The following is a 23,516-nucleotide window of genomic DNA, read 5'->3' on the forward strand; positions in this document are numbered from 1 at the left end:
GCCCTCCGGCCTGCAATTAAAACGGAGTATTTCCCCCTGATTGACCCACCCTCTGCGCTGGGCTATGAATCCGATATGCATATCCGGCGATGCACATGCGTGCCGCCGCGCGCTATCGCCGAATCTAGACGGAGGAAGCCGTCATGCTCACGAGACTCGTCGCAATCGCATTGGCGCTCGCGTTCACAGGGACAGGACATGCACAGGGCGGCACCGTGGGCTCAGGGACCAGCCGCCCGCGCGCGGACGCGAGCAAGACGGGCAGCGCGAAACCGCAAGCGCCCGCTTCCGCGCCGGCGACCGGCAGTGCGTCGCTGCCGGTCGGCCCGGGCATTATCGTGGCCCCAGACGAAGGCGCCCGCCCGCCGCGTCCTGACGCATCGCCCGGCACGCCTGCCAATCCAAGCGGCCTGAAGAAGCCTGATTGAGCCGAGGCCGTTAGCGGCCGCAGTCAGATCGCAAAATCTGCTGCCTGCCGGCGGGGGGCCTTAGCCCCGCGATCCACGCAGGCGACTTCACAGAAGCGCCACGACCCGGACGTCGCCCTGCTCAGCGGAAGCGACCACCTTCTCGCCGATGCGGCGGAAGGTGATCGACACCGACGCGTCGCCAACCCGCAGATCGCCAACTTCGAGCCAGTCGATGCCCTCAGGCAGCATGGGCTGCTCGATCAGCACTTCACGGCGCTCGGCGTCGATCGTGATGCCGAGGCACGCCTCCAGCATCATGAACGGCGAACCCGCTGCCCATGCCTGCGGCAGGCAGGCGACTGGATAGGCGGTGGGCGGCTCGCCGCGTCGGCGTGGGAAGCCGCAGAACAGCTCAGGCAGACGCATGTCGAAATTGACGGCCGCCTGGAACAGCGCCTGCAACAGCCGCACCGCCGCTGCCTTGCCGCCGTAATGCGACAGCCCGCGCGCGCAGATTGCGTTGTCATGCGGCCAGACCGAGCCGTTGTGATACGCCATCGGATTGAAACGCGACTGGCTCGCGGCCAGCGTGCGCACGCCCCAGCCGGTGTGAAACAGCGTGGAGTCGAGTGCGCGCACCACCGCTTCGCCGCGCTCACGCGAAGGCAAACCGAAAGCCAGCAGGTGGCCCGCATTCGACGCCATCACACGGCACAGTTCACCGTGACCGTCGAGCGCGATCCCATAGAAGCCGGACTCTTCCATCCAGAACTTTTCTTCGACGCACTCTCGCAGTCTCTTCGAACGCGCCTTGTATTGCGCGGCTGCGTCGTGCAGGCCGCGCAGCTTTGCAAAGTGAGCCATGGTGTCGAACGCGGCGCTCGCATAAGCCTGCACTTCGACAAGCGCGATCGGACCATCGGGGAAGCGGCCGTCGGCATGAAACACGGAATCGTGACTGTCCTTCCAGCCCTGGTTCGCGAGGCCGCCGTCCGACTCGCGCTGATAGTCGAGCAGCCCATAACGATTCTTGTCGCATACACCCGCAACCCAGCCGGCCGCGCGCTCCAGCGCCGGCCACAGTTCGTCGATCAGCGCGATGTCGCCCGTGCGAGCCGCATAAGCGCCGGCCAGTACGATAAAGAGCGGTGTGGTGTCGACGCCGCCGTAATACAGTGCGAACGGCACTTCGCCGGTGGCCGCCATTTCGCCCTTGCGCATCTCATGCATGATCTTGCCGGGCGCGGCGTCGCGAAACGGCGAGTTCTCGCTTGCCTGATGCTCGGCAAGAAAACGCAGCACGCCGGCCGCGAGTTGCGGCTGCAACCAGAGCGTCTGCAACGACGTAATCACGGCATCGCGCCCGAACGGCGTGGAGAACCATGGAATGCCCGCATACGGATACGGCCCGGTCGCGAGGTCGGTGGTCAGCAAGCCGAGGTCGGCAAGCGAGCGGTCGATCCACGCGTTGAAAAGCGGATTGCTCGAACGCACGCGCGCGGTCACACGCCGCCGTTCGCGCATGACGAGGTGCGCATCGACCAGCGCGGCGCGCACCGCGGTGCGGCCGACGCGCGGCCGCTCGGTGTCGATCTGCGACATATGCGCTTCGCTCACTGGATGGGTCGGCGACGACACGCCGGCGCTCGGCGCATCCGGCGATTGTGCGACCACCTGAACCGCGATCGACAGATAGATCGACACGCACGCCTGAGCCGGCAACTTGACGGTGTAATCGGCGCGGTCGGCGAACAGCTTGTCCGGCTGCGGCGCGAAAGCGATCTGCACATTACGCGCCACGTCGTCGAGACCGACGTAACCCAGCAGTACTTCGTCGTTCTCGACGCGCGGCGCCTCGATGCGCCCCTGCTTCGTGCGCTTCAGGCCGCGCACCTCGAACATGTCGCGAAAGTCGCTGCCGAACGAAATGGACAGCGGCACGATCGCGTCGCTCGCGCCGTAGTTGGTGAGTTCGATCGCTTCGTTGAGCACCGTGCCGGACAGCACGCGTACGCGCTCCACGTGGATCACGCCCTCAGGCGTGCTGTCGCCGCCGAGCGGCGGCAACGGGCGGTTGGTCAGATGCGCGGTAAACGACGTGTTGTCGCTGCTGACGCTGCCCGACAGCAGCGAGGGCGCACGGCCCCCGAACGTGAGGCGCAGTTGCGAGAGCACGCGGGTGTCGTTGACGAACAGGCCGTCGTCGTGGCCGGTGATATCGCCGAGAGGATCGTTGACGATGAAGGTGTCGCCCGACTTCAGCACGTGCTGCGTGGCGCTGGCAACGTTGAGGTTTTCCGTCGGGATGAAAACGCCGTCCTGCTCGGGTTCGCGGTGATCGATTCCGCCCGAGTGGGACAGGCCGCCGAGGGCTTCAGGCTGCTGCATCAGGGTCGCTCCTATGGTTCGCTGCTGCGTTTCGCTTCACTTCCGGTTGCGGCGGGTGGTGCCCGGTCGCTTCCGATTGTAGAAGGTCTGGTCTCTTCAGACGAACTTCTCGCGGAGGAGTTTCGGTTTTTTTTCGGTGGCACAGGACGTGCAGAGAGCCCCGCGTTCGGGCGTGGTGCGGCCATATTGCACCCGCAATCTCGCGCCGCCTGGGGTCGATGAGTCGCTGCCTTGAGACGTGCCTTGAGACGCTAACAGCAACAATGTTTTGCTTTGGCAGGACTGAGTATGCAGCGACGCATCTGCGATACTGAATTCGTGTTCTGCTTGCCCGGCGGACACATCGCTGTCATGGCCCGCCGCGCTTAGGCGGGCCTTTTTAATCAGCCAGAAGAACAGGAAGAACCCGAATGAACGCCTCTCTTGAAACGCTTTTTCCGGACCACGTCCATAGCGAAGACAGCGCCGTCAGTGCGCTGAACCATCAGGACATCGTCGTCGCCCTGTCGGCGGCTTTGAAGACGCAGGACGTCGCAGTGCTGCACATGCTGTATCCACGCACCGACGCGCGCACGCATCGCAGCCTCGACGCGCTCGTCGACGTATTGCATGGGCACGGGCTGCACGAAGTCGCGGATCTGATCGCGCACGAAGCGCACTACCTGCTGTTCAAGGATCCGGCCAAAGCGTGGAAAGCGTTTCACGAGATCCGCAACGACTCGCTCGCGATCGGCGTGCATCTCTATTATCACGGCCTGGTTGGCGAAGCGGCGGAACGCGCGCTCGACAAGGACGCGCATCGCAAGGCGTAAGCAATCCGTTTGAAAGATCCGCCGGTCATCTGACGTTCGTCGCGCGAATGAATTCGTCGATGTAACGATTGAAGGCCGACGGATGGGCGAGATTCATGCCGTGCGACGCGCCGCGCACCGTTTCGCGCCGTGCGTTGGGCAACCAGGATTGCAGCGCGGCCGCAGTGCGCCGAAACATCTCCGGACTTTTTTCGCCGTCTATCAGCAGCACGGGGCAACGCACGTCGGCGGCCTCTTGCGGCACGTAAGCCGGCAACGGATCGCGCAGTTGCAGCGGCAGCGTGGCCGCGTTGTCGGTTGCCATCCGGCGAAAAGCCGGCGTACTCATCGCCCAGAAACCGGGGCGGCTTACCGAATCCACGAACAGTTGCAGGCCCGCCTCCACGTCGCCGGCCTCGATCAACTGCACCGCCCGCGCTCGCAACGCATTGACCGTTTCGGGCACGCTTGCGGGTGGCCGCCCGGCGATCTGCAACGGGCCGCCGGGGTCGGCCAGGGTCAAGGTGCGTATCTGCTGCGGGTAACGACGCGCGGAATGAAACGCGACGCAGCCGCCGCGCGAATGACCGACCACGTGGGCCGCACCCATGCCAAAACGCTCGATAAATTGCGCAACCTGATCTGCATGCGCGCTCCAGCTGAACGGGGCGTCAGGCCTGGTCTCGGTCATCGGCCAATAGTGCGTGAGACTCACCGCGACGCAACGGTAATGCTTCGAAAGGCCGGCGAGTTGCGGCTGCCAGTAACGGTAATCGCAAAGCGAGCCGTGCACGAACAGCAGCAGTTCGCCATCGCCAGCCTCGACATAGGGCATGCGCAAACCGCTTTCCAGTTCGATGAAGGAAGCGGAAGTACCGAAGGACTCAGAAGCGGATCGATTCACAGAGGGTTCGCGGCAGCGCCGCAACGCCGGTCGGATGAATTGAGTGGGAGGATCGAGCGCTTGCAGGAATCTGCAAGCGCCACGCGACATGTATTGTCACATAGCCGCGTCTCACGCTGCCGGTCGGCAGGTTCGCGGATGGAGTTCTGCCGAAAACGCGCTGCAGGCCGCAGGAACGCGGCCGGCTACGGTCGACTCACTCGTAAGCGAACTCTTCCAGCAAGCCGGCGGCGGCTGCCGCGCCCGCGCCGCGCACGGCGCACGTCAGCGGCTCGTCGGCCACGCGCACTTCGAGGCCGATCTCGTTCGAGAGGCGCCGCTCCAGATTGCCGAGCAGCGCGCCGCCGCCCGTGAGCACGATGCCGTTGTGCGCGATGTCGGTGGCGAGTTCGGCGGGCGCCATTTCCAGCCCGCGTTTCACAGCGCCAATCACCTGGCGCAGCGGTCCTTCTATCGCGTCGGCAATATCGTGATTGCTCAGTTGCACCGTGCGCGGCAAACCGTCGTCCACGCTGCGCCCGGTCGCGTTCATGTGCTCGGCCGGCACGTCGCGCACAGCCGAACCGATACTCTTCTTCACGTGCTCGGCGGTTTGCTCGCCGAGCAGCACGCCATACAGATTACGCACGTAACTGATGATCGCCATGTCGAAGGTGTCGCCGCCCACGCGGATCGAACCGCTATACGCGGTGCCGCCGAGCGTGATCACGCCGACTTCAGTGGTGCCGCCGCCGATATCGACAACCATCGAGCCGGTCGCGTCGGACACCGGCAAACCCGCGCCGACAGCCGACGCTAGCGATTCGTCAATCAGACTGACCTTCCACGCGCCCGCCGCGACCGCCGCTTCCTTGATTGCGCGACGTTCGACCTGAGTCGCGCTCGCCGGAACGCACAGCGTGAATGCCGCGCGGCGGCTGAAGAATTGCCGCGGTCGTGCCATATCGACGAACTGCCGGATCATGTGCTCAGCGGCTGAAAAGTTGGCGATCACGCCATGACGCATTGGGCGCACGGCTTCCAGATTGCGCGGCTCCCGGCCGAGAAGCTGGCGCGCCTCGGAGCCCACCGCAGTGACGCGTTTTGGGCCGGTCGAGTGATCTTTCTCGAAGCAGACAACCGACGGCTGATTCAGCACGATGCCGCCGTCGTCGGTGTAAATGAGGGTGTTGGCCGTGCCGAGGTCCACCGTCACGGCCTGGCGGAACAGTCGGTCGAAAAGCGGGTGATGCGGCGTCGGTTTGGCCATAAGAAGGCTCTGTTGTGTCGCTCTGTAGCGTCGCGTGGTGGCTTCGCTCAGTTGCGTCGCTTGTTTGCGTCGTTAGCGCCCATGCACGGCAGCATGAAAAGTGCGCCCCCGGTCACCCCTGCCGCGGGCACTGCGCAGTCCCGCGACGGGCGTGATTTTCGTGCTATGAGCAGTTAACGGCAAATAGATCGAGATCTTTAGGGCCGCTTTTCAAGCGATCTGTATCAATCGCGCGACAAAGCGCCCAGCGTGCGCTCGAGTGCCTGCTCGCCGAGCGCGACGCCGTCCGCGCTGATCGTGTGACCGACGCCTGGCAACGCATAGGCGTCGACGGTGTAGCCGGCCGCGCTGAACGCGTCGGCGGCGTATTCGAGCTCCTGAACGGGAATCACCTCGTCTTCCTCGCCGTGAATCAGGGTGAGCGGTGTGCCGTTATGCGCGCCGACGGGCGACGCGAGCCGCCCCGAATACGCGACGACGCATGCAGCGCCCTCCGCGCTCGTCGCCACATGATGCAGCGCCATGATCGAACCTTGCGAAAATCCGACGAGCGCAAGCCGTCCGAAAGCAAGTTTCCAATGAGCCAGCTCGGCTTCGAGCATGCGGCGCAGCGCGGCGTAGGCTGTCGCAGCACGGGCTTCGCGATTGCCTTCGCTAATGTCACGCAAGCTGAACCACTGACGCCCGCCGAAACCGCCGTCGAAGGGATCGGTGCCGTCGAGCGACGTGAAGGCCACATCGGGCAAACGCTCGCTCCAGATGTCCGCGAGCGGCATCAGATCGCGCGCATTGCTGCCCACGCCATGCATCAGCACCACCAGTCCCTTGGCAGGCGCAGTCAGCGGCGCGCGCCGCCAGCCGTGTTCGAATTGCTCCCAGGCCATATTGCTTTCCTTTGCTGTATTTGAATTGCGGTTGAAGGCGGCCGCCCGCTACATCGCAAACTGCAGCAATATGCAGTCTGGGTCGGCCCTAGCCGCGAGCATACGCTGTCGGCTTTGCTCGTGCCGCCTCTGCCTGCGCGCGTCGGCGACGTCGAAAGATGAATACAGGTATCCTTTTGCGAGCATCCAGCGGACCTGCCTCACCGTATGACGCTGCCTGTCGCAGCATGTCGCCGCAGGTCGCGTGAGCGCCGCATTGGAGGCGCATGAATGGCACCCTGAGTGGCAACTTAGCGGCACAGTAGCGGCAGATAGCGGCGCATGCCCATGCAGCAGTGCAGGGATATCGGCGCGCGAGGTCCGCGGCACATCGATCCGGGAGAATCTCTTGAGCCAACCACCGTCCGCGGCGCCTTCCGCGCCCGCGTCCGCCCCACCCGCCCCTCCACCGCCGCTGCAAGGCGGGCAACTGGTGCTCGCGACCGTTGCCGTCGCGCTCGCCACATTCATGAACGTGCTCGACACGTCGATAGCGAACGTCGCCATTCCCACCATCTCGGGTAACCTGGGCGTTTCAGTCGACGAGGGCACCTGGGTCATTACCGTGTTCGCTGCGGCCAATGCGGTTTCGATTCCGCTCACCGGCTGGCTCACGCAGCGCATCGGCCAGGTGAAGCTGTTCGTCGGCGCGATCCTGATGTTCGTGCTTGCCTCGTGGCTGTGCGGCATTGCGCCGACGCTGCCGATACTGCTGCTCGCGCGGGTATTCCAGGGCGCTGTGGCTGGCCCGTTGATTCCGCTGTCGCAAGCCATTCTGCTCGGCTCGTATCCCAAGGAGAAAGCGTCGACCGCGCTCGCGCTATGGGCGATGACCGCCACCGTCGGTCCGATCGCGGGCCCGGCGCTCGGCGGCTGGATCACGGACAGCTACAGCTGGTCATGGATCTTCTACATCAACATTCCGGTGGGCTTGTTCGCTGCCGGCGTCACGTGGATGATCTATCGGACTCGCGAGTCGCCCACCCGTAAGCCGCCAATCGATGTGGTCGGGCTCGGCCTGCTGATTACGTGGGTAGCTTCGTTGCAGATCATGCTCGACAAGGGCAAGGATCTCGACTGGTTCGCGTCGCCGGTTATCGTAATTCTCGGCATTACCGCGCTGATCAGCTTCGCATTCTTCCTTGTGTGGGAATTGACAGAAGAGAACCCGATCGTCGATTTGCGGCTTTTTCAGCAGCGCAACTTTCTGGGCGGGACGATTGCGATCTCCGTCGCATATGGCGTTTTCTTCGGCAATCTCGTGCTGTTGCCGCAGTGGATGCAGGAGTACCTGAATTACCGCTCGGTTGACGCAGGTCTCGTCACCGCGCCGCTCGGGATTTTCGCCGTGATTCTCGCGCCGGTAATGGGCCGCGTGCTGCCGCGCTCCGACGCGCGCATCATCGCGACGATGGCTTTCGTCGGCTTCGCGATCGTCTTCTATATGCGCTCGAAGTACGTGATCGAAATCGACACCTGGCACCTCGTGATACCGACGCTATTGCAAGGCATTCCAATGGCGCTCTTCTTCGTGCCGCTGACGTCGATCATTCTCTCCGGACAGCCGCCCGCAAAGATTCCCGCAGCGGCGGGCCTGTCGAACTTCGCTCGCGTGTTTTGCGGCGCGGTGGGCACTTCGGTTGCGGGCAATGCCTGGAACAACCGCACAGTGCTGCATCATGAAAGGCTCACCGAACGCGCATCTGTCAACAACCCGCTGTTCAACCAGCAGATCGATTCGACGCAGTCGTTGCTGCATATGAACACGCAATCGGCGCACGCGCTATTCGATTTCACCGTGAATACGCAGGCGGCGATGATGGGCCTGAACGATATCTTCTTTATATCGGCAGTCATCTTCATCCTGATCATCCCGCTGATCTGGATCACCCGGCCCGCAAAGGGCGGCAGTCAGGACGCAGCAGGCGCGCATTGACGGCAGCGCGGGCGTCGCAGCGGCTTTCAAAGCTTCGCGCGACGCCCGCCTCAACACATTGCGGATGCTTGACAGTAGAATCGCGGCTCCACAGGGTTGAGCCTCATGAACTACGCATCCATCCTCGAACAGATCCATCGCGACTTGCGGCCTTTCCTCGGCACCGGCAAAGTCGCCGATTACATTCCGCAACTGGCGACAGTCCCCGCCGACAGCTTCGGCATGGCGATCGTCACGACATCCGGCGAAGTATTTACGATCGGCGAAGCAGACACGCGTTTTTCCATTCAAAGCATTTCAAAGCTATTCGCCTGCACGATGGCGTTCCGGCTGCTTGGCGACGAGTTGTGGCAGCGTGTCGGTCGAGAACCGTCGGGCAACGCGTTCAATTCACTGGTTCAACTGGAAGCGGAGCACGGCAAGCCGCGCAATCCGTTCATCAATGCAGGCGCATTAATCGTTACCGACGTGCTGTGCCGGCGCTTCGTGCAGGCCGAAACCGCGCTCGTCGAATTCATGCGGCGCTTAACAGGCGAAGCAAGCATCGACTACGATCTGCGCGTCGCCCAATCGGAGTTGCAGCACGCCCACCGCAATCGTGCGATGGCGCATTTCATGGCCAGTTTCGGCAACATGGAAATGGCGCCGGAGGTCGTGGTCGATGCATATTGCCGCCAATGCGCGATATCCATGAGCTGCGTTGAACTCGCGAAGGCAGCACTGTTCCTGACCAATCATGGCGTGGCGCCGTCCACTGGCGAGCGCATTCTGGACACCAGCTCCGCGAAACGTCTTTCCGCGCTGATGCTAACGTGCGGTACTTACGACGCAGCCGGCGATTTCGTCTACCGCGTCGGCCTGCCCGCCAAGAGCGGCGTGGGCGGCGGAATCGTCGCAGTATTGCCCGGAGAAATGGCAGTGTGCGTGTGGTCGCCGGGGCTCGATGCAAACGGCAATTCACTGGCCGGAGTTCTTGCACTCGAATGGTTGACGACCTATACGGGCCAGTCAATTTTCTGATTGCCAATGAGCATTGCCGTACAGACATTCAGGGTGAATTAACACATCGCGAATAGCGCGACGTTGAAACACTGCGTCGTACTATTCGCTGTTTGCGTTGGCAACCTTTCGAACCGATCAGCCGGCGCGCTTGACGAGTTCGGTCAGCACTGTCTCATAGGCAGTGTTACCCACTATATGTTCGTTTACGCCCGGCTCGAAATCGATCCAGCCCGAGTTGAAGCCGTCGAGCATTTCAATGCGCGGCGCGGGCCAAGTGGTGCCTTGCGCCTGAAACCGCGCTTCCCATTGATCGCGGGGCACCGCTTGCGCCTTTACTTCACGCTTGAGTACCCTGCCAAGCAGCGCCGCGATGTCGTGCTGCGTGTAGCGCTGCGGCCCCTCGATCTCGATCACGCGCCGCCCTTGCCAGGACTCTGCAAGCGTATCTGCGACGACACGGCCAATATCGGCCGTCGCGACCATTGGATACGCGCGCTCGAGCGGATGAAGGAAACTCGACATGACGCCCGTTTCGCGAGCTGGCGCGATGTCCCACAGCGAGTTTTCCATGAACCAGGCGGGCCGCATGATGGCGGTGGGAAACGGCAGGTCCGCCAGCGCCTCTTCGAGAATATGAACCTGCGTGATTAGCCCAAGGCCGGACACACGCTGGCCGCCAACCGACGACAATACCGCAACGCGCTCAGGCCGCGCCTGAGTCAGCGCTGCTTTGAGTACAGCGGCTCCGGCGTGTGCGCCTGGATAACCTGGCTCCGGCGCGAAGTTCGGCGCCATCATCACGAATACGCCTGTAGTGCCGCGGAATGCTGCGGCGAGCGCCTCGGCGTCCTCAAACGATGCGATCGCCACCTGGGCGCCACGCTCTTCCCACTGCGCGGCCTTCTTCTCGTCGCGCAAGACTGCGCGCACTTCATGTCCGGCAGCTAATAAAGCGCGTGCCGCCGCGCCACCGACCTGCCCTGTCACACCGGTAATCGCATACATGTTCGATCGCTCCTTAAATGGTAAATGCGGTAGTGCGAGGCATTCTCACCGTTTAATAAGCATTTCGCGATAGCATCGATATCATTTGTTCAATGACGAAATAGCATGCTTATGTTTCATGTTTGTTGCGCGTGAAAGCTGTGTGCTTATTTACCGGACAACGGTTCAACGTTTCGCGCCGCGCTCAACGCGGTTTGCACTGCGGTGTCTATGCTTGGTTGCAATGCAACAGACTTGATAGTTCAGTCCGTTGGTGTTTGAACCGCTGCGAACAAGGGGCTTTTCATGTGCGGAATCGTAGGAGCAGTGGATCGGCGCGATGTCACTTCGATGTTGACCGAGGGATTGCGACGCCTCGAATATCGCGGCTACGACTCGTGCGGTATTGCCGTTCTTCAGCAAGGCGCGCTACGGCGGGTGCGAAGTGTTGCGCGCGTTGCGAATCTTGCCGCAGAAGTTGCGCAAGCAAACTTGTCCGGAATGATCGGTATCGCACATACAAGATGGGCCACTCATGGTGCGCCCGTCGCGAGGAATGCACATCCGATCTTCTCCAGCGGCGAAATCGCCATTGTCCATAACGGCATCATCGAAAATCACGAGTCGCTGCGCGAAGAACTCAAAGTACTCGGCTACGTTTTCGAATCGGACACGGATACGGAAGTCGTCGCTCACCTGATTCATCATGCCTGGCAAAAAGAGCGACAGGAGCGAAAGGAGTCTTCCGGCGACCTGCTTTCGGCCGTGCGCCATGCGCTTGCACGGCTGCATGGTGCATACGCCATTGCGGTATTCGCGAGAAATGACCCGCACCGCGTTATCGGCGCGCGCGCGGGCTCACCGCTCGTCGTCGGTCTCGGCGACCAGGGCAACTACCTCGCGTCTGACGCAATGGCGCTCGCCGGTACGGTCGAGAAGTTCATTTATCTGGAAGAAGGCGACATGGCCGAATTGACGCTGGACGGCGTGCGAGTCGTCGATCAGCGCGGCAATACCGTCCAGCGCGACGTCAAGATCCAGCATTCGAACACCCACGCGGTGGAGCTCGGCCCTTATCGGCATTACATGCATAAGGAGATCTTCGAGCAGCCCAGCGTGATTGCGGACGCAATTGAGGCGGTCCATTCGATCTCGGCTGACTTATTCGGACCCGGCGCAAGGCACGCTTTCCGCGAAATCGACTCGCTGCTGATCGTCGCGTGCGGAACGAGTTATTACGCGGGCATGACCGCAAAGTACTGGTTCGAATCGCTTGCCAAAGTACCGACGCAGGTAGAAGTCGCCAGCGAATACCGGTATCGCAGCAGTGTCGCCAATCCTCATACGCTAGTCGTGGTCGTGTCGCAGTCGGGCGAAACCGCGGACACCCTCGCGGCTCTGAAACATGCTCAATCGCAGGGACATCGGCACACGCTGGCTATATGCAACGTCGCAAGCAGCACGATGATGCGCCAGGCGCAATTCCAGCATCTGACGAGTGCCGGACCCGAAATCGGCGTGGCATCGACGAAAGCTTTTACGACACAACTGGTCGCTTTGTTTCTGCTGGCGCTTACGCTCAGTAAGCAGCGCGGGCGCCTTCCGGCGGCGCAGGAGGCGGAGTATCTGGATCAGTTGCATCAGTTGCCGGCACGCCTGAACAGCGTCCTCGCGCTGGAAGCGCAAATCATTGCCTGGGCAGAAGCGTTCGCGCGGACCGAGCATGCGCTCTTTCTCGGACGCGGCTTGCACTATCCAATCGCCCTGGAAGGCGCTTTAAAGCTGAAGGAGATCTCATACGTACATGCCGAGGCCTATCCGGCCGGCGAGTTGAAACACGGACCGCTCGCGCTGGTGACAAGCCAGATGCCTGTTGTGGCGATCGCCCCCAACGACGCACTGCTGGACAAGCTGAAATCGAACATACAGGAAGTGCGGGCCCGCAGCGGCCAATTGTATGTATTCGCAGACCAGGATTCGCAGATTTCGAGCGAAGATGGCCTCCGGGTAATCCGCATGCCGAACCACTACGGCTGTTTGTCCCCGATTTTGCACGTGGTGCCGATGCAGTTGCTTGCTTACCACACGGCCTGCGCGCGGGGCACCGATGTCGACAAACCGCGCAATCTGGCGAAGTCGGTCACTGTCGAATGAGGCGTAGCGCACAGATGCGTTGACAGTTTGTGTGTACAAGCAAACGGATGCATGACGACGAACGTGCGCCGCACATGTAATTGGAATTCATTGAGCCTGCCAACGCCGGCTTGATAGCGCGAGGAAGCAAGCATGCAGATTTATCCGATCAATCCGAGCTTTACGGTAGGAGCGTGCTTCGAACTCGCCGTGCAGCCGAACACGCGCTTTAGCGTGGCCCTTTATCAGCAACAGGACGACGACTCGCTGACGAGTCTGTGCGGGGTTGTTGTCGAAGGCAAAAACGGTGTAACGGCCACGTTGAAGGACGGCAAGTACTTGTTCGAATCCACGGGCAATAACGTGCGGATGCGCTTCGACGAGGACTGGAACTGGCCGACGATCACAATCCGGCCGAACATGACGGACCTCGAGACCGGCGCCTATGTAGCAATCGCCTATGAGGTCGATGCCGACGGCATGCCCATTCACGAGCTTGGGCAGTCGTGCGCCGCGCATCGGCCGATATTCGCGGCACGCCCCGACAGCGACAGCATGGCGCTCGTAATCGCCCGTCCGCGCAATCCGACAGCGGCTCTTGCGTACATCGTGCCTACGGCTACCTATCACGCCTACAACTCGACGGGCGGCGGCAGCTTCTACGACGATCGCGTCCATCGCTATCGGGCAGCGAATAAGGTCAGCCTGCGTCGCCCCGGCGGCGGGCTAGGTGCACGGCTCGGCGAACCGGTCGATCCGTACGACACGCGCTCGACCCGTCAACAGTTCGCACATTGGGATGCCAAGTTCATCCGATGGCTGCGCAAGGAAGGCATTCCTTGCGACTTCTACACGGATCTCGATCTTCACAGCGCGACTGCCCTCGACCTGACACGCTACCGCTGCATGCTAAGCGTCGGTCACCACGAGTACTGGAGCGAAGAAATGCGCGCGCACGTCGCGTATTTCGTCACGCAAGGCGGAAACCTTGCGGTTTTCAGCGGCAATACGTGTTATCGGCCCGTGAGGTTCGTCGGCTCGGAGCCCGGTCAGCTCACCGAGATGCGCAAGCTCGCGGACAACTGGGACGTGCTCAAGGAGCGGATCGACCTTGATCCGCGAGTAAGCGGCAATGAAAGCAATCTGATAGGACTGACTTATAAGCACGGCGGCGGCCACTGGGGCACATGGTCGCGCTGGCGTCGCCGATGGGTCAAATGCGAGCGTCGAGCGGTCGGCTTTACCGTCAAGCGGCCAGAACACTGGATATTCGCCGGTACTCAGTTGCAAAAGGATGACACGTTTGGCGCGGAAGATCGTCTCGTCGGATATGAAGCCGACGGCATCCCGCCCGAATGGAGTGACGATGCGTTCGACACGCTGGCCATTACAGATCCGCTTGCTGGCTGGGAGATGGGCGGAGCAGGCGCGATCGGTATCTTTCGTCCGTTGCTTCGTGATGGTCGCCGCAGCGTGGGAGAAGTGTTTAACGTAGGCACGACCGACTGGGCTCGCGCGCTTATGGATGGCGCGGCGAAGAGCAATGGTGTAGTCCAGCAGATTACCCGCAACGTGATCCGCAGATACGCAGGACTCGAAGCGGCAGATGAATTGCCGCGGCATGCTTCGGAGACGGCCAGCGCGGCAAAGGAGGCTGCATTGCACACCGACGCCGGTTGAGCGGTACGCCGTGTACGGAACGAAAGCAATGACCGATGCGCACTCGATGTTGTCGAACGGTGAAACGATCGGGCAATGCCTGGTTTACCGATGAGGCGGCATAAATTACTTCGGCTTCCTATCCATATCCCTTTAAGGTTTATGGATGACGCTTTCTTGCTGCCGCGTTTTCAGCGGATCTAAAGGCTTTTGAGGGCAGTGAAGTTGAACTTTCAACGCCTCGGCGGTGCGCTCTCCCGCACTGAGCGGCACGTTTCAACGCACGTCTGCGTTGTCAGCCAAGGTTGGCTGTTTGAGGCTGAATTTAGGTGAGCACGCAACTAGCCTTACAGCGTATCCTTTCATTCAACTCCCCGCGAAGAAAGATTGCGTAAGCATCGTCCTCGACGCTTCTTCGCCCACGTCCATATAAAGCACTGTCATATCTGACCGGCATTCAACCAATAAATCGTTAGACCTTGAACAACAGGAGACAGCATGAATAAAGTCGGCCCCGCTAGTTGCCTCCTACCAACGGATAATGCGGCACAAGTGCTTCGTCTAATTAATACGAATGCACATATTGATATCGTTTCCAGCCGTGATTTTGAAGCCGGCCTCGACGAAATCGAACGCGTTGCTGCTGGAAGTACTGCGGCTATTCGCCGCCGCGCACACGGTGGTACCGATCAGTTGCAGATGCTTATTGCGCCCGATACGGATGCAACGCTTGCGTCTATCGTCAGGTCCACTCTGGATTGTCAAGACTTAATTGCGCCTGTATGGATCCTGGACCACACAGATCATGGCGCAGTCATTGCCCGACCTGCAGAAATACGCATCACCTTTTTTCCATACTCAGGTCCCTTAATTTCTGCAAAGTCGGGAGCACCGAAAAAGGAAGACGAGAAAATCCACGCTTCCGCGCAATGGCTCACCGAAAACTCCGAGCACGACATTTCGATCGCCGAGGTCGCTCAAGCCGCTGCTATGAGCGAGCGGACTTTTCTGCGCAGATTCCGGCAGCAGATCGGCACGACACCCTCCGAGTATTTGCTGAGAGCACGTCTCGAGCGCTCGTGCCGCTTGCTGGCCGAGGGTGATCTGCCCGTCGACAAGATTGCGCGCCGCAGTGGCATGGGCAATGGATCGCAACTCGCGAAGCTATTTCGCAAACGTTTCAAGGTCTCGCCAACAGAATTCCGCCGTCGCGCCCGCACAGGCACCGCCTGAGCGAGAGTAACCATGCAAGCAGGCGGGCCGCAGGGCAATTGGCGTGATCTGCCGTTGGCATCGCGTGCCGAAAGGTTCGCGTTCACGTCGATATTGATTGGGTTTGCAACTGTTTATGTTTTAGCGGTGATTGTCGTTTTCGCGGTCGTGGCGATCGCAATGATTCCGCTGCGGATGGTAGCGGCGATTGCAACAACTGTCAGGGCGGCAATGCGGCATGAATGACGGCATTTCGAAGGGCCGCGTATTGGCGATGGGCGACAAGCAAATGGCGGCTATGCCGCCGATTGGGCGGAAGTTTGTCCAATCCGCTGTTACTACAATCCAGCTATCGTCTGACCGGCTATGTGCATTTGATAAATATATTGGGAGCCCTAATCGTGATGGACCTTGTTGAATTCTCAAGTCTGCGTGTCAATGAGAAAATCGACTACTCACAACCGTCGAAGCACATTGGCCTTCTCGTGTCCCAGAACTTCTTCACGGCGACCGCTGGCGCCATTGGGGACGCTTTCCGTCTGGCTAACGCGGCGGAACTCGCGCGAGGCGAGCAGGCGCCCTACCGTCTAACCGTATTGTCGGACCAGGGGGGCCTCGTCACCAGTTCCTGCGGTATTTCCATTGGCACGGAACAACTTAATCACTACAGCATCAGCGACTTTCACGCGTTCTTCGTGGCGTGCCGCGACACGGCGGTGACAACCGAGCCGACTGATCGCCTTCATTCGTGGATCACCCGTCAGGGAGCCATTGCATCGCTTCGCATTACGCAGGGCTCGAAGCTCGCGGTGGTTTATAAAAACGCGTCGCGGCTGGCAGTACCCGTCGTTCTGTTCGACGACGAGGTTGCCGGGCCGCGCGCGAGCGGCGCGACACCAGCTGAATTGGCCGTCGCACAGATCGAGCGCGACCTCGGCCCGCAGATTGCCCGCAAGGTCGCTGTCGACCTGCAGACCAATGCGGTCAAGCCCATGAGGCCCCGCGAAGGCGATGCGAAGTCGCTCACCACGGCGAGCAAGGTTCGAGAGTCGGCGCGCTGGATAAAAGAAAACTACAGCAAGCCGATTTCTGTTGCGCAGGCAGCGGAATCCGCGGCAATGAGCAAGCGTAATTTCCGGCGTCGCTTCAAGCAGGAGTTCGGCATGACGCCGCTGGAGTACCTGCTGCGCACGCGGTTTGAAGTTGTCCGCGCAATGCTGAGTTCCACCAACGTTCCTGTCGGGAAGATTGCACGACGGTGCGGAATGGGCGACGGCAACCGGCTAGGCCGTCTTTTCAAGGAAAGGTACGGCATGTCGCCCACCGAATTTCGCGCACAGCGTCACCTGATCTTGTAGAGCGGTTCACGTAAGAGGAAAGCCACATCGCACCAGACCAATTTTTATGACTACTCCGATTCGTAAGACGCTGCTTTATCTCATTCTCATCCAGGGCGGCAACTATATCGTACCGTTGTTGATGTTGCCGTACCTGGGTCATGTACTCGGTGCGAGAGAGTTCGGGGTACTGGCCTATTGTCAGGCGGTTGCGCAATACATGGTCTTGTTGACCGACTACGGCTTCAACTTCACGGCAACGAGGCTCGTCTCCGTGAACCGCGGCGACCCTCGCGGATTGGCCGAGGTCTACACGAGTACTTCGGCTGCGCGGCTCGTGCTGGTCGTGGGGGCACTTGTGCTGATCGTTGCGGGCGTGTTGTTTGTGCCGGACCTGCGCGAGCATGCCGACGTGCTGGCCGCGTTGTTTCTGGGGATCGTCGCCAACGCCGTCACGCCGATATGGCTGTTCCAAGGTCTGGAGCGCATGCGCGCGTTGGTCTTGCCGACGTTTCTTTCGCGGCTCGTCGGACTGGCCTTTGTGTATCTCGCCGTAAGAGGTCCGGGCGACGCGGCGCTTGCCGCACTGGGTGTCAGTCTCGGCAATGTGCTGCTCGCGATCTGTGCGCTGTGGATTCTCCATCGCAATCGACTGGTGAAACTCGTCGGTACATCCACGAGAAAGATCTTCGAGGCGCTGAAAGACGGGTTCCCTCTTTTTCTCTCTTTCGTATTGATCAGCTTTTATGTGAACTTCAATTCCATCCTGCTGAATTACTTTCACGGACCGGAAGTGGTCGGCCAGTTCGCAATGGCGGACAAAATCCGCGTGGCGGCGCAAGCCATGTTCATGGTGATCAGTCAGGCTTTCTATCCACGCATCAGCCAATACCATGCGACCGACCCGCAAGCCGCGCAGCGTCTGATGCGTATGGCAATGCTTGCCGTGTTCTCGACTTCGATCAGCCTCTTTATCGGTATCGAATTGCTCGCGGCGTGGGGCATCGAAACGTGGATTGGGCCGCAGTTTCACGCGTCGATTCCTCTGCTGAGACTCGAGGCCGTGTTGCCGCCGATCATCAGCGTGGCAGTCGTATTCGGCGACCTGGGACTGCTCGCTCAAGGACGGGCACGCTCACTGACCAATGTGTTTGTCGGCGCAACAGTTCTGCATCTTCTCTATGTCGTTCCACTCACTCGCTACGGCGGCGCCAAGGGGACGATCGTGGCCGTGATCGTGACCGAAGTGGTCGGCGCAGTGGCCTTCGTGTGGCTGTATTTTCGCGGCGTCGCTCCCACTTCGCGCGGTGCGGGTCTGTTGACCGGTGCGCCGTCAGCGGGCCAGGAGCCACGCGGCGCAGATGCGGGTTGAGTGCGGTTCTGGTTCATCAACAATCAAGGTGCCCTATGTCAGCTTTTTCCATCATCGTGCCGGCTTATAACGTGCAGAACTATCTCGACGATGCACTCGCAAGCATCGCCGGCCAGTCCTTCACGGATTTCGAAGCGATCATCGTGGATGACGGCTCCACGGATGGCACCGCCGCGATTGCGCAGCGCTATTGCGATACCGACCCGCGTTTCACTTATGTCTATCAGCCCAACCGCGGGCAATCCGCGGCGCGCAATCTGGGCACCTCGCTCGCGACCGGCTCCTATGTGTACTACATGGACAGCGACGACATCATCGACACCGATACGTTGAGCGTGTGCCATCGGGAGTTCAGCAATCCCCAGATCGACGCCGTCATGTTCGAGGCTGCTGTGTTTCCGAACGACGCGCCCATGTACAAGCAGGAAGTGAATGGTTATCGGCGGCCGCTGGGAACCGCGACGTTCTGGTCGGATGAGTTCGTCGTCGAGTCGTTGCGGCAAGGACGTTACTTCGTATCGCCATGCTGCTTCATCACGCGACGTTCGGCGATCGGAAGCCTCCGCTTCCTGGAAGGCATCGTGTACGAAGACAATCACTTCTTCGCGGCATTGCTGCTGCAACAACGGATCAAGCTGGCCGTGCTGAATCAGGCGCTATTCAAAAGACGCCTGCGAATGGATTCGACAATGTTCACGACGAAAACGCTGCACCATTACAACAGCATGTACCGGTTGCTTCACGAAATGTCGGAACTGTCGTTCATTGCGCTCGATCCGCCGGCGCGCGCGAGAATCAAGCAGGAGATCATCGGCAAGACGCTAGGCGATCTGCATTTCGCAAGCGCGATGGTCGGCCCCGATTTCAAACTGCGAAGCATGAATGTGGCGGCGACATGGTACGTCGCCACTCATATCTCGCCGCGCCTCTTCTCCGCGAAGCGTCTTTTGCTCGCGCTCGTGCCGGAGCTATATCGGCTGAAGCCGGAACTTTAATCGATCGTGGATTGCTGTGCGCCGCAATTGCCTTAACGGCGCACAGCCATATGCCCCGAGACAAACATGTTGTGATGCCTGTTGATGGCGAATGACTTCGTTAAAGTCTGAATCGTTGCCGCAGCGTGGTTGCGAGGAGTTCCATTGCCTCCGTCGTGCGGCCCCGATCGCCGCGCATCAAGACCACATCGTGGTCTTCAATCTGCGGCAGGCCGTCGAGCACCCGCATATCGGCGCTGACCCGTGCGCGGTCGAGAAGCGTCACGGCAAGACCGGATTCGACACAAGCCTTGATCACCTGTGTCGACCCGCTATCGAGGATCACCCGCCACTTCCGTCCTGCTGACTGCAGTGAGCTTGTCATCGCCGCACGATAAGGACACGGCTCCGCATAAAGCGCCAATGGAAGCGGACGGCTGTCATCGACCGCATAGCTCGGGCTGCCGACCCAAACCGGCGTTGTCACGGTTAGTACATCCGCAGGCCTGCTCTCCTTTGCTGGCTGAACGACTATCGCCAGATCGAGCTTGCCGCGACTGATCTGATCGCGAAGCTTGAAGCTCGGTGCAGTCTTTACTTCGAGCACCACGTTGGGCCAACTGGTCGCGAAACCCGGCAAGATATCGCGGATCACATGCGCAGCGTATTCATCCGGTATGCCGAATATGACCCGGCCGGCTAACCTCTTTCCCTTGATGTCTTCGACAACGCGATCGTGCGCCGCAAGCACCTCGCCCGTACTGGACAGAAGCCGCTTGCCGAGCGCCGTCAACGTGACCGACTGATTGTCCCGTTCGAGGAGCCTCCCGCCCGCGATAGCCTCGAGGCGCTGGATCTGGATGCTCACGGCCGCGGGGCTCCTGTTCACCAGTTCTGCCGCCGCGCGGAAGCGCCCTAGCCGGGCGACAGCGTGAAAGGTCCGCAGCAGATCGATGTCGAGAACGGTGCTCATGGTTTAATTCCGTTAAATGACTCAGTGAGTATATTTCAATTTTCGAATCGATCCCGGCGTACTAATGTGCATGGATGGAGAGCCTATCGACACACAATGCAAGCTTGCCCCCCGATTCGCGCGACGCGAAGCGCGTGCCCCTGCCCATGCTCGAGGCGGGGATGGTCCTGACGTGGAGTTCCGGCTTTGTTGGAATGCGGTTCTCCGCGGATTACGCTCCAGTACTTCTGGTGCTGCTATGGCGGTTCATAACGCTTTCGGTCTGTCTTTTTCCCTTCGTCGCTCGCGAGATCCGGAGTGCGCCTTTGCCCGTATTGATCCGGCAGTCGATCATCGGGGTGTTCGCGACGGCTGGTTATCTCGCCGGGGTCGCGAGAGGAATCGAACTCGGTGTTCCGACCGGTCTCGCCGCCCTCATTGCGGACTTGCTTCCAGTGGGCGTAGTAATCATTTCGACCTGCGTCTTCCGTGAGCACAGCCCGAAGAGTGTGTGGGCTGGACTGGCGCTTGGCCTTGCAGGAATGCTGATTGTCTGTCGCGACGCAATCGCGCTCGGAACAGCGCCTGCATGGGCATACGGACTGCCGGTTGCAGGTATGGTTTCACTCGCAGCGGCTACGGTGTGGCAGCAACGAGCAACGGCTCGCGCGGGAAGTTTGAGTCCGCTGGGCATGCTTTGGCTACAAAGCGTTGTCTCCTGTCCGGTCTTTCTATCGCTACAGGCATCGCACGGCGACGTCATGCCGATCGCAACCGTGGGGTTTGCCGCCAGCATCGCCTGGACTGCAATTCTGGCGACGCTTGGCGGATGGGGGCTTTACTGGACGTGTCTACGGCGCTCCTCGTCAGCTCGTGTCACGAGCGTACTCTTTCTGAGTCCTCCGATCACTCTGATCTGGGCATGGGCGATGTTTCGCGAGCCACTGTCATGGCCCATGGCCATCGGAACGGGGATTTCCGGCCTTGGAGTCCTGCTGGTGGTGCGACGCGACCGTGCCGGAGGCAGACGGTTCGACGACAGACTTCGGTGAGCCGAACGATTGCAGCCGCGCCGACAACGCTTCGGGGTTGTATCGACTGCGACGAGTTCAGCGCGAACCCAACGCCGTTCGCTAGGCCGCGAAGAGGCGGCGATGCACATTGCGCAGATGCGCCCGCATCGCGGTCTTCGCGGCGCGTGCATCGCGATTGAGAATCGCCTCGCCTATCCTGCGGTGATCCGCATTCATCGCCAGCGTAATCTGCTTGTCGGCGTAAAAGGCTTCGAGGTGCGTGAACACGGGGCTATAGCGCTTGTTCCATAGCATCGTCATCACCTCGGTGAGTAGCGGGTTGCCGGTCATCTCGCTGATGAGCAGATGGAAGCGCCTGTCTTCTTCGAGAAACGCGGCGTCATTCACCGACTGCGCCTCCAGATTGCCGATAATGCGCGTGAGCAGGCGCCGATGCTTGCCAGTGCCGTTCTTTGCAGCAAGCGCCGCGATCTCGCCTTCTATCATCGCGCGTGCGGAAAGCAGATCGGCAACGCTGAACGCTGCGTCTTGGACGGGTGCCTGCTCACGTGACGCGTCGAGCTGTCGCACGAAAACGCCGGTACCCGTGCGTATCTCCACTCGCCCCGCGATTTCAAGCGCAATCAATGCCTCGCGCACGGAAGAACGCCCCACGCCGAGCTGCCGGGCCAAATCGCGTTCGGCAGGCAGCGCCTGTCCCGGCTCGTAAGTTCCGTCTTCGATGAGCCCGATGATCAGGCTTGAGATTCGCTGATACAGACGCTCGGGTTTGAGAGTGGGCAGGTCCATTGGCAGGTTCATTCGCGCTCCTTTACCCGTTTCGTTGATCGAATTGCATCACTCAAAGACAGTCGCTATACTGCCTCGGCGGTCCGGTGGCCTGACCACCCGTATGGCCTGACCGCAATGAAATTGAAGGCAGTCCCTGGAAGCAACCGTTTGAAAGCATAGCATCGGCGATTTCGCGGATGCGCTCAAAAAAGGCGTGCTCATGACGATGTCATTTCAGTGCTTCAGCACAGGCGCTTGCCGCCTTGTCCGCATGCGGTCCGCTCGCGTCACGCGCGTTCCCGCCTCTTCCCGCTTTTCGTCCACCTTTCAGTCAGCGCCACCCTGATGGCGCTTTCGCGCGCATTGAATCGACGAAGCCGACCCGAGCAGTCAACACAACAACAAGGAGACATCATGTTCCGCTCAGCAAAGCAGGCGACGATCATGCTCGCCGCAGCGTCATGCATGTTCGCGGGCGCAGTGCACGCGCAAGTGGCAACCGGCGATACGTCGCAAAAGAAGATCGCGCTGTCGAATAGCTTCGCAGGCAACTCCTGGCGGCAGTCGATGCTAAAGAGCTGGAACGCGGTCTCGCAACAGGCCGTCGCGGACAAGAAGATCGGCGCGGCTCCAGCATTTACCACTGCCGAAAACCAGGTGACGGAGCAGGCGCAGCAGGTGCAGAACCTGATCCTGCAAGGCTATAACGCGATCGTGATCGACGCCGTGTCGCCAACCGCGCTCAACGGCACCATCAAGAAGGCGTGCGCAGCGGGTGTGGTCGTCGTGTCCTTCGACGGTATCGCCGACGAGCCGTGTGCGTATCGAGTGAACTTCGATTTCAAGGGCTGGGCTGAGCAGGGAGTGGACTATCTCGCGCAACGGCTGAACGGCAAGGGGAACATTCTCGAAGTGCGGGGCGTGGCGGGCATTTCCGTCGACAACCTCATGCATGAAGGTGTGCTCGATGCAATGAAAAAGCATCCCGGCATGAAGCTCGTGGGTTCGGTGAACGGCGACTGGACGCAATCGGTCGCGCAAAAAGCCGTTGCGGGCATCTTGCCGACGCTGCCGCAAGTCGATGGCGTCGCGACAGAAGGCGAGATGTCGTTCGGCATTGCGCAGGCTTTCAAGGCCGCCAATCGCACCACGCCGCCGATGATCATTGGCAGCACGTATCCCGAACTCAACTGGTGGAACGAGCAGACGAAGAACGGCTATCAGTCGCGGTCGCTGTCCAATCCCCCGGGCGCCGTCACGTTCGCGTTCTGGGTAGCGCAGCAGGTTCTCGCAGGAAAGAAAATCCCGAAGGACGTGACCATCAACGTGCCGCTGCTCGAAATTTCGCAGCAGGAGTTGCCGGCGAAGCTGGCGGCGACGCCACCGGGCGGCATCAGCGACGTCACTTATACGCTGCCTCAGACGGTCGCGCTTCTGGACAAGAAGAAATAAATCTTTTGAATCGAAGTATCGCCACGCATGGAG

At 60.7% G+C, this 23,516-nt stretch carries 20 protein-coding genes; 13 read left to right on the plus strand and 7 right to left on the minus strand.

The genetic code is table 11. The features are described 5' to 3' along the window. The first annotated feature begins 143 nt into the window (after positions 1–143). Entirely contained in the window at positions 144–428 is a 285-nt protein-coding gene (locus OH764_RS25580) for a hypothetical protein (protein WP_498848976.1), read from the plus strand. A gap of 87 nt (positions 429–515) precedes the next feature. Here OH764_RS25580 and OH764_RS25585 read toward each other — a convergent pair whose 3' ends face one another. Next, positions 516–2,798: an amylo-alpha-1,6-glucosidase gene (locus tag OH764_RS25585; protein WP_498848977.1), complete on the minus strand. Its 2,283-nt coding sequence runs from the start codon at positions 2,796–2,798 to the stop codon at positions 516–518. Between the two features lie 410 nt (positions 2,799–3,208). On the opposite strand from OH764_RS25585, the gene OH764_RS25590 reads away from it, so the two are divergent. Further along, positions 3,209–3,610, plus strand: coding sequence for a hypothetical protein (locus OH764_RS25590; protein WP_020070910.1), 402 nt, complete (start codon positions 3,209–3,211; stop codon positions 3,608–3,610). 25 nt (positions 3,611–3,635) lie between these two features. On the opposite strand, the gene OH764_RS25595 is transcribed toward OH764_RS25590, so the two are convergent. From OH764_RS25595 to OH764_RS25605, 3 genes are all read right to left on the minus strand, one after another. After that, positions 3,636–4,424, minus strand: a complete 789-nt coding sequence (locus tag OH764_RS25595) for an alpha/beta fold hydrolase (RefSeq protein WP_498851291.1) — start codon at positions 4,422–4,424, stop codon at positions 3,636–3,638. A 265-nt stretch (positions 4,425–4,689) separates the two neighbouring features. After that, positions 4,690–5,742: a rod shape-determining protein gene (locus OH764_RS25600; RefSeq protein ID WP_498848978.1), complete on the minus strand. Its 1,053-nt coding sequence runs from the start codon at positions 5,740–5,742 to the stop codon at positions 4,690–4,692. Between the two features lie 224 nt (positions 5,743–5,966). Then, complete coding sequence (locus OH764_RS25605; RefSeq protein ID WP_498848979.1) at positions 5,967–6,626, minus strand: alpha/beta hydrolase; 660 nt, start codon at positions 6,624–6,626, stop codon at positions 5,967–5,969. A gap of 388 nt (positions 6,627–7,014) precedes the next feature. Here OH764_RS25605 and OH764_RS25610 point away from each other — a divergent pair, with 388 nt between their 5' ends. Then, positions 7,015–8,601 (plus strand): DHA2 family efflux MFS transporter permease subunit, encoded by a 1,587-nt coding sequence (locus OH764_RS25610; RefSeq protein WP_204521600.1) that lies wholly within the window; start codon positions 7,015–7,017, stop codon positions 8,599–8,601. 105 nt (positions 8,602–8,706) lie between these two features. Further along, entirely contained in the window at positions 8,707–9,621 is a 915-nt protein-coding gene (locus OH764_RS25615) for a glutaminase (RefSeq protein WP_110403525.1), read from the plus strand. A gap of 117 nt (positions 9,622–9,738) precedes the next feature. Here the strand turns inward: OH764_RS25615 and OH764_RS25620 are convergent, their stop codons facing one another. Further along, complete coding sequence (locus OH764_RS25620) at positions 9,739–10,608, minus strand: Rossmann-fold NAD(P)-binding domain-containing protein (RefSeq protein WP_498848980.1); 870 nt, start codon at positions 10,606–10,608, stop codon at positions 9,739–9,741. Between the two features lie 285 nt (positions 10,609–10,893). Between OH764_RS25620 and glmS the strand changes: the two genes are divergently transcribed. From glmS to OH764_RS25655, 7 genes are all read left to right on the plus strand, one after another. Next, a complete protein-coding gene (gene glmS, locus OH764_RS25625; RefSeq protein WP_498848981.1) occupies positions 10,894–12,741 on the plus strand; it encodes a glutamine--fructose-6-phosphate aminotransferase in 1,848 nt (615 codons plus the stop codon). A gap of 132 nt (positions 12,742–12,873) precedes the next feature. Continuing rightward, the gene (locus tag OH764_RS25630; RefSeq protein WP_498848982.1) at positions 12,874–14,400 is read left to right on the plus strand and encodes a N,N-dimethylformamidase beta subunit family domain-containing protein; all 1,527 of its coding nucleotides are present in this window, start codon (positions 12,874–12,876) and stop codon (positions 14,398–14,400) included. A gap of 477 nt (positions 14,401–14,877) precedes the next feature. Continuing rightward, on the plus strand, positions 14,878–15,612 hold the full coding sequence (locus OH764_RS25635; protein ID WP_498848983.1) for a helix-turn-helix domain-containing protein: 735 nt from the start codon (positions 14,878–14,880) through the stop codon (positions 15,610–15,612). 12 nt (positions 15,613–15,624) lie between these two features. After that, positions 15,625–15,837 carry a hypothetical protein gene (locus OH764_RS25640; protein ID WP_498848984.1) on the plus strand — a complete coding sequence of 71 codons (213 nt, stop codon included), beginning with the start codon at positions 15,625–15,627 and terminating at the stop codon, positions 15,835–15,837. 158 nt (positions 15,838–15,995) lie between these two features. Then, a complete protein-coding gene (locus OH764_RS25645; protein WP_498851292.1) occupies positions 15,996–16,949 on the plus strand; it encodes a GlxA family transcriptional regulator in 954 nt (317 codons plus the stop codon). A gap of 46 nt (positions 16,950–16,995) precedes the next feature. Further along, on the plus strand, positions 16,996–18,300 hold the full coding sequence (locus tag OH764_RS25650; protein WP_498848985.1) for a flippase: 1,305 nt from the start codon (positions 16,996–16,998) through the stop codon (positions 18,298–18,300). Positions 18,301–18,335: 35 nt separating this feature from the next. Next, complete coding sequence (locus OH764_RS25655) at positions 18,336–19,295, plus strand: glycosyltransferase family 2 protein (protein ID WP_498848986.1); 960 nt, start codon at positions 18,336–18,338, stop codon at positions 19,293–19,295. 100 nt (positions 19,296–19,395) lie between these two features. On the opposite strand, the gene OH764_RS25660 is transcribed toward OH764_RS25655, so the two are convergent. Continuing rightward, the gene (locus OH764_RS25660; protein ID WP_498848987.1) at positions 19,396–20,247 is read right to left on the minus strand and encodes a LysR family transcription regulator; all 852 of its coding nucleotides are present in this window, start codon (positions 20,245–20,247) and stop codon (positions 19,396–19,398) included. Positions 20,248–20,441: 194 nt separating this feature from the next. Here OH764_RS25660 and OH764_RS25665 point away from each other — a divergent pair, with 194 nt between their 5' ends. After that, positions 20,442–21,278 (plus strand): DMT family transporter, encoded by an 837-nt coding sequence (locus tag OH764_RS25665; protein WP_498851293.1) that lies wholly within the window; start codon positions 20,442–20,444, stop codon positions 21,276–21,278. An 81-nt stretch (positions 21,279–21,359) separates the two neighbouring features. Here OH764_RS25665 and OH764_RS25670 read toward each other — a convergent pair whose 3' ends face one another. Further along, entirely contained in the window at positions 21,360–22,061 is a 702-nt protein-coding gene (locus tag OH764_RS25670; protein WP_220032423.1) for a FadR/GntR family transcriptional regulator, read from the minus strand. Between the two features lie 384 nt (positions 22,062–22,445). Here OH764_RS25670 and OH764_RS25675 point away from each other — a divergent pair, with 384 nt between their 5' ends. Further along, on the plus strand, positions 22,446–23,483 hold the full coding sequence (locus tag OH764_RS25675; RefSeq protein ID WP_498848988.1) for an ABC transporter substrate-binding protein: 1,038 nt from the start codon (positions 22,446–22,448) through the stop codon (positions 23,481–23,483). The last annotated feature ends 33 nt before the right edge of the window (positions 23,484–23,516 follow it).

The sequence above is a fragment of the Burkholderia sp. M6-3 genome (genome assembly GCF_050858985.1).
Taxonomy (GTDB): Bacteria; Pseudomonadota; Gammaproteobacteria; order Burkholderiales; family Burkholderiaceae; genus Paraburkholderia; species Paraburkholderia caledonica.